Source organism: Streptomyces laculatispora (assembly GCF_017353455.1).
Lineage (GTDB): Bacteria > Actinomycetota > Actinomycetes > Streptomycetales > Streptomycetaceae > Streptomyces > Streptomyces laculatispora.
The window spans coordinates 1-6392 of the sequence record NZ_JAFMPZ010000535.1; the positions used below are offsets into that span (position 1 = coordinate 1).

General features: G+C 68.9%; 6 protein-coding genes. 4 read left to right on the forward strand and 2 right to left on the reverse strand.

The window, feature by feature from the left end; all coding sequences use genetic code 11:
• Both J1C73_RS28255 and J1C73_RS28260 read right to left on the reverse strand, forming a co-directional pair.
• Positions 1 to 475: siderophore-interacting protein (locus tag J1C73_RS28255; RefSeq protein WP_207318857.1), on the reverse strand; the 475-nt coding region annotated here is incomplete at its 3' end.
• A gap of 76 nt (positions 476 to 551) precedes the next feature.
• The gene (locus tag J1C73_RS28260) at positions 552 to 1460 is read right to left on the reverse strand and encodes a 5'-3' exonuclease (RefSeq protein ID WP_207318860.1); all 909 of its coding nucleotides are present in this window, start codon (positions 1458 to 1460) and stop codon (positions 552 to 554) included.
• A 319-nt stretch (positions 1461 to 1779) separates the two neighbouring features.
• On the opposite strand from J1C73_RS28260, the gene J1C73_RS28265 reads away from it, so the two are divergent.
• From J1C73_RS28265 to J1C73_RS35210, 4 genes are all read left to right on the forward strand, one after another.
• Positions 1780 to 2844 carry a quaternary amine ABC transporter ATP-binding protein gene (locus J1C73_RS28265; RefSeq protein ID WP_207318858.1) on the forward strand — a complete coding sequence of 355 codons (1065 nt, stop codon included), beginning with the start codon at positions 1780 to 1782 and terminating at the stop codon, positions 2842 to 2844.
• Complete coding sequence (locus J1C73_RS28270; RefSeq protein WP_207318859.1) at positions 2837 to 5473, forward strand: ABC transporter permease/substrate binding protein; 2637 nt, start codon at positions 2837 to 2839, stop codon at positions 5471 to 5473. The genes J1C73_RS28265 and J1C73_RS28270 overlap by 8 nt, the downstream gene beginning before the upstream one ends.
• A gap of 170 nt (positions 5474 to 5643) precedes the next feature.
• Positions 5644 to 6189 carry a helix-turn-helix transcriptional regulator gene (locus tag J1C73_RS28275; protein ID WP_123468615.1) on the forward strand — a complete coding sequence of 182 codons (546 nt, stop codon included), beginning with the start codon at positions 5644 to 5646 and terminating at the stop codon, positions 6187 to 6189.
• An 85-nt stretch (positions 6190 to 6274) separates the two neighbouring features.
• The coding region (locus J1C73_RS35210; RefSeq protein WP_307797815.1) for a helical backbone metal receptor at positions 6275 to 6392 on the forward strand (118 nt) is incomplete at its 3' end.

Here is a 6392-nt window from a genome sequence, read left to right on the forward strand (position 1 = left end):
GCTCCATCGCCGCGGCGATGGCCGGCAGCGCGCTCTCGTCGCCCACCAGGAGATGCCAGGCGGCCGAGGCGTCCGGGCCGTAACCGCCGCCGGGTCCCAGGAAGGTCACCGGGTCGCCGGCCGCGGCGCGTGCCGCCCACGGGCCCGCGAGGCCCTCGTCGCCGTGCACCACGAAGTCGATGGCCATCTCCCGGGTGGCTGGGTCCCAGGAGCGCACCGTGTACGTACGGGTGGTGGGCCACAGCTCGCGCGGGAACTCCTCGCGGATGCGGGCCATGTCGAAGGGGTGCGCGTACTCGGCGCCCTCGGGGGCGAAGCAGAGCTTGACGTAGTGATCGCTGTAACCGGACAGCGCGAAATCCGCGAGACCGTCACCGCCGAGCACCACCCGGATCATGTGCGGGGTGATCTGCTCGGTGCGCAGGACCTGCGCACCCTGTGCCTTGGGGGCCTGCCGCGCCGGTCGTTCTGCCACGAGGTTGTCTCCCTGTTTCGGATGCCCGGACCACCGACCCCGGAGGGTCGGTATTAGGGTTACCTAACTTAACACCTCAGTTCCGAAGTGTGGAGAGCAGGCGCTGCAGGGCGCCGCCCAGCCCCCACTGGTCCGCAAGGGCTTCGAGCGCCGCCGGGTCGCGCGGCTCGGCGGGAAGCGCGGGGTCGAAGTCCGGGAGCGGTACGTCACCGGCGACCCGGACGACCGTCGGTGCGACGGCCACGTAGTCACGGGCCTCGTCGAGGCGTTTGCGCTGCGAGGGTGTCAGCTTCGCGGCCGGGTCGTCCACCGCCGCCATGATTCCGGCCAGGTCGCCGAAGGCGTCCAGCAGCTTCGCCGCCGTCTTCTCGCCGATGCCGGGCACGCCGGGCAGCCCGTCGCTCGGGTCGCCGCGCAGCAGCGCCAGATCGACGTAGCCCGGGCCGTCCACCCCGTACTTCTCGCGCAGCCGGGCCTCGTCCGTCACCTGGAGCGAACCGACGCCCTTCAGCGGGTAGAGCACCCGCACCCCGCGGGCGTCGTCCACCAGCTGGTAGAGGTCCCGGTCGCCCGTGACGATGTCCACCGGGCCGGTCGCCAGGCTGGCCAGCGTGCCGATCACGTCGTCCGCCTCGTACTCCGCGACACCGACCCGTGCGATCCCCAGGGCATCGAGCACGTCCTCGATGATCGGCACCTGCGGGGCCAGCGTGTCGGGCGTCTCCTCCTCGTCGGGCAGCCCGCCGGCGGTCTCCACCGCGACCCGGTGCGCCTTGTACGAGGGGATCAGCTCGACCCGCCAGTGCGGCCGCCAGTCCGCGTCCATGCACGCGACCAGATCGTCCGGCCGGTGGTCCTGCACGAGCCGGCCGATGAAATCGAGCAGTCCGCGCACGGCGTTGACCGGGGTGCCGTCCGGTGCGCGCACCGAGTCGGGGACTCCGAAGTAGGCGCGGTAGTAGAGGGAGGCGGTGTCGAGGAGCATCAGGCGTCGCGTCACACCCCTGATGATGCCGCACCCTGCTGACAGCGGTCGCCGAGGACGCGGTTCCCGATCCCGGACCGCTTTTGTGTGAGCTGGATCACTCTCGTGTTTGGCCTGTGTAAGCGGGGGCAGGCGCGGCATCGGAGCGGACCACGTCGCATTTTCAACTAGTGCGCGTGCCATGCGGACCGAATCCGCGCGCTCCACGGTCTGCCGGAGGGGGTGGCAGACCGTTTTCGGTTCAACGCGTGAGGTGTATGTGTCAAGGCTGCAAGCCGAACACTTGTACAAGGTCTTCGGCAGACGACCCGATCAAGCCGTGCGGAAACTCGAGAACGGTTCCGACCGTGACGAGCTGCGCGCCGAGGGAACGACCGCAGCGGTGATCGACGCATCGTTCACCGTGGAACCGGGACAGATCTTCGTCGTGATGGGGCTGTCCGGGTCCGGCAAGTCCACTTTGCTGCGGATGCTCAACGGGCTGCTGGAGCCCACCGCCGGGAAGGTGCTGTTCGACGGCCAGGACCTGACCGCCCTGACCCCCGCCGAGCTCCGCCATGTCCGGTCCACCAAGATCAGCATGGTGTTCCAGCACTTCGCGCTCTTCCCTCACCGCAGCGTGCTGGAGAACGCCGGCTACGGCCTGGAGGTGCAGGGTGTGCCGCGCGACGAGCGCAACCGGCGCGCCACGGAGGCCCTGGAGATGACCGGCCTGGCGGGCTGGGAGAACTCCTGGCCCGACGAGCTGTCCGGCGGTATGCAGCAGCGTGTCGGCCTGGCCCGCGCACTGGCCACCGACGCCGACCTGCTGCTGATGGACGAGTCCTTCAGCGCACTCGACCCGCTGATCCGCCGCGACATGCAGGACCAGCTCCTGGAACTGCAGAAGCGGCTGAAGAAGACCATCGTCTTCATCACCCACGACCTCAACGAGGCCATGCGCCTCGGTGACCGTATCGCCGTGATGCGCGACGGGGAGATAGTCCAGCTCGGCACCGCCGAGGACATCCTCGTCACCCCGGCCAACGACTACGTCGCCTCCTTCACCCAGGACGTGGACCGCTCCCGGGTACTGACCGCAGGCGCGATCATGGCCGAGCCGCACACCGTCATGGGCACCACGACCGACGACGGCAAGGAACTCCGCACCCCGCAGGACGTCCTGCGGGAGGCCCCCGCCACCGTCACCGAGGGCACCCCGATCATCGAGCTGTTCACCCCCTGCTCGCAGAGCGGTGTCGCGGTCGCCGTGACCGACGACAAGGGCAAGCTCGTCGGCGTCGTGCCCCGGGCCCGGCTGCTCGCCGTACTCGGTGAGCCGATGCCCCCCGCCGAGGCTCCCCAGGACGCCGCGGCCTCGCTGAAGAAGGTGGCCAGTGTTTAGGCTCCACCTCGGCGACTGGGTCGACTCCGCCGTCGACTGGCTCCAGACCCACCTCGCCTGGCTCTTCGACGCCATCAGCTCCGTGGTCAGCGGCATGTTCGACGGCATCGCCGCCGTGCTCTCCGCGCCCGCCCCCCTGCTCTTCGCGGGCATCGTCGCCGTTATCGCCTGGTGGCTGCGCGGACTGCTCGCCGGTGTGCTCGCGTTCGTCGGCTTCGCCCTCATCGACTCGGTCGAGTTGTGGGACGAAGCGATGGACACGCTCACCCTGGTGCTCGTCGCGACGATCGTGACGCTGGTGCTGGCCGTGCCGCTCGGTATCTGGGCGTCCCGCTCCAAGACCGTCAGCGCGGTGACCCGTCCGGTCCTCGACTTCATGCAGACCATGCCCGCCATGGTCTACCTGATCCCCGGCGTCATCTTCTTCGGCGTCGGCGTGGTCCCCGGCATCATCGCCACCATCATCTTCGCGCTGCCCCCGGGCGTCCGGATGACCGAGCTCGGCATCCGCCAGGTCGACGGTGAACTCGTGGAGGCGGCAGAGGCCTTCGGCACCACCTCGCGCAACACCCTGCTGCGGGTGCAGCTGCCGCTCGCGCTGCCCACGATCATGGCGGGCATCAACCAGGTCATCATGCTGGGCCTGTCCATGGTGGTCATCGCCGGCATGGTCGGCGGCGGCGGCCTCGGTGGCTCCGTCTACCGCGCCATCGGCAACGTGGATGTCGGTCTCGGCTTCGAGGCCGGTATCTCCATCGTCATCCTGGCCATGTACCTGGACCGGATGACCAGCGCCCTGGGCCGCGAGGTCTCCCCGCTGGCCCGCCGCGCGCTCGCCAAGGCGCAGGCCGTGACCGGCGGACTGAAGGTGTGGAACTACCGCCCGCAGCCCGTCGTCGCCGTGGCCGGCATCGTCGCCCTCGCCCTCGTGGCCGGCGGCATGGGCCTGTTCGGCTCCTCGAAGTCGGACGACACCGCGAGCAGCGACCCGAAGAACATCGGCGCCGGCAAGACGATCAGCATGGGTTACATCCCGTGGGACGAGGGCATCGCCTCCACGTACCTCTGGAAAGAACTGCTGGAGCAGCGCGGCTTCAAGGTCGACGTCAAGCAGTACGAGGCCGGCGCGCTGTACACCGGTATGGCCAACGGCCAGATCGACTTCGAGACCGACTCCTGGCTGCCGGTCACCCACGCCGCGTACTGGAAGAAGTACAAGGACCGCCTGGAGGACATGGGCTCCTGGTACGGACCCACCTCCCTGGAGCTGGCCGTCCCCTCGTACGTGAAGGGCGTCGACTCGCTCGACGACCTCAAGGGCAAGGCGTCCGACTTCAAGGGCCGCATCGTCGGCATCGAGCCGAGCGCCGGTGAGACGGGCCTGCTCAAGGACAAGATCCTGCCGGGCTACGGCCTGGACAAGGAGTACAAGGTCGTCGACGGCTCAACGCCGTCGATGCTGGCCGAGCTGAAGCGCTCGTACGCCAAGAAGGAACCGATCGTCGTTCCGCTCTGGTCGCCGCACTGGGCGTACAACCAGTACAAGCTGACCAAGCTCAAGGACCCCAAGAACCTCTGGGGCAAGGGCGACGGCATCCACACGCTGACCCGCAAGGGCTTCTCCGACGAGAACCCCGAGGTCGGCAAGTGGCTGAAGAACTTCAAGATGACCGAGGACCAGCTCACCAGTCTTGAGGCGCAGATCCAGAAGAGCGGATCCGGCAAGGAGCAGGAAGCCGTCCGCACCTGGCTCAAGGCCAACCCGGGCGTCGCCGACAAGGCGGCCCCGGTCGCCAAGGCCGCCACCTCCAAGGGTGCCAACGGCAAGGACGAGCGCGAGCGTGCCGTCGAGATGGCCTGGTTCCCGTGGGAGGAGGACATCGCCGCCACGTACCTGTGGAAGGCCGTCCTGGAGGACCGCGGTTACAAGATCAACCTCAAGCAGTTCGAGGTCGGTCCGATGTACACCGCGATGTCCCGCGGCCAGATCGATGTGCAGTTCGACGGCTGGCTGCCGTACACCCAGAAGAACTACTGGGACAAGTACGGCTCGAAGCTGACGGACATCGGCTCGTGGTACGGCCCCACCTCGATCGAGGTCGCGGTGCCGGACTACGTCAAGGACGTGAAGACCCTGGCGGATCTCAAGGGCAAGAGTTCCCAGTTCAAGGGCCGGATCGTCGGCATCGAGCCGGGCACGGCCACGATGGAGAACCTCAAGAAGAACGTGCTGCCGAAGTACGGCCTCGACAAGGAGTACAAGGTCGTCGACTCCTCGACGCCCGGCATGCTCGCCGAGCTGAAGCGCGCGTACGCCAAGAAGGAGCCCGTCGCCGTACTCCTGTGGACCCCGCACTGGGCCTACAGCGAGTACAAGATGACGAAGCTCCAGGACCCCCGGAAGGCCTTCGGTGAGGGCGACCGCCTGCACACCATCGGCTCCAAGGACTTCCCGAAGAACTACCCGCAGCTGACCAAGTGGTTCAAGGACTTCAAGCTGAGCGAGGACCAGCTCGCCGGCCTGGAGAACGAGATCCAGAAGCTCGGTACGGGACACGAGGAAGAAGCCGTGAAGTCCTGGATGGCCAAGAATCCGGGCATCGCGGACAAGATGGCTCCGCAGCAGTAACCCCGTCGCGGCCCCGCCAGGGGGCGCGGCACAGGAAGGGGTGGGCACCGCCGGCGGCGGTGCCCACCCCTTTCGGGCTGTCCCGACGTCTCATTACCGGCCGTCCTCGCGTAACCGTGTGCGTAAGGTGCTGGCAGCCGGAAGGATGGGGAGTCGGGAGGGAGCCGGACATGGACGACAAGGAAACACTCCGGGTGGGCGCGGCGGTCCGCCGACAGCGCAGGTCCCTGGGGCTCACGCTGGCCGCGGTCGCGACGCGCAGTGGCCTGTCCGTACCGTTCCTCAGCCAGATCGAGAACGAGCGGGCCAGACCCAGCGCCCGGTCCCTGGACCGGGTCGCGGACGCCCTGGAGACCACCACCGCGCGTCTGCGGGCCGCCGCCGACTCGGCGCGCTCGGTCGACGTCGTGCGCGGCGGGCCGCAGGACGGTGTACGCAGGGTGGTGCGCGGACGCCATCAGCTCAGCGCCCTCGAATTCACCGGCGAGCTCGATCTGGGGCGCGAGTTCCAGCACCGCAACGACGAGGTGATGTACGTGGCGGAGGGTGCCGCCGAGGTGGAGGCCGAGGGCCAGGCGTACCGGCTGGAGCGCGGGGACACGCTGTTCCTGTCGGGCGGGGTGCGTCACCGCTGGCGGGCCACGGTCCCCGGTACCCGGCTGCTGTTCGTCGCGGTCGCCGAGCACATCGACGCGACGTTCGACCCGCGTCGCTGAGCATCCGGCCGGGGCATCCACGCCGCGGCCGGGAACCCGGCCCGGGCCCCGCCCGTGCCGCGTCGCCGATCAGGAGGTGTTTCCCGTGCGCGTCGTCTCCCTCGTCCCCTCGCTCACCGAGGCCGTCGCCGAGACCGCTCCCGGCCTGCTCGTCGGTGCCACCGACTGGTGCACCCACCCCGCCGGGCTGCGCGCCGCCCGGG